This window comes from Streptomyces malaysiensis subsp. samsunensis, assembly GCF_024519315.1.
GTDB classification, from domain to species: Bacteria; Actinomycetota; Actinomycetes; order Streptomycetales; family Streptomycetaceae; genus Streptomyces; species Streptomyces malaysiensis.
In genome coordinates this window covers 1-475 of sequence record NZ_JANIIC010000263.1, presented here as the reverse complement: position 1 = coordinate 475, position 475 = coordinate 1, and the positions used below count along the sequence as shown (strand labels likewise).

The 475-nt window shown below is 70.1% G+C and carries 1 protein-coding gene; it reads left to right on the top strand.

What is annotated here, in order from left to right; translation table 11 throughout:
* Positions 1–475, top strand: a 475-nt coding sequence (locus tag NQU54_RS48805) for a transposase (RefSeq protein ID WP_257636688.1), incomplete at both ends; no start/stop codon positions are given.

Genomic DNA, 475 nt, shown 5'->3' with positions numbered 1-475 from the left:
TTGCCCAGGTCGTGGACGGACGACCGCGAGCGCTGCCGGGCGGCGAAAGTCCCCGACGAACGCGGCTTCGCCACCAAGGGAGAGCTGGCCAAGCGCCTCGTACTGCGTGCCCTGGCCTCCGATCTCCCCCTGGCCTGGGTGGCCGCGGACGCCGCCTATGGGCAAGAGGGACGCTTCCGCCGTCTGCTGGAGCAGTCCGGTCTCGGCTATGTGCTCGCAGTGCCCAAGTCCCAGCAGGTCTTCGGCCCGCGCATCGACCACCTCTTCGCTCAGGCTCCCGTGGAGGCATGGGAGCCGATCTCGTGCGGCGACGGGGCCAAGGGGCCGCGGCTCTACCATTGGGCGGCACTGGAATTGCCCACGGTGGCCGAGTTCGACTACCAGGGCGGGGTTCCCGTCCGTCGGCGGTGGGCACTGGCCCGCCGCAGTCTCAGCAAGCCCGAGCAGATCGCGTATTTCCTCGCCTACGCCCCAC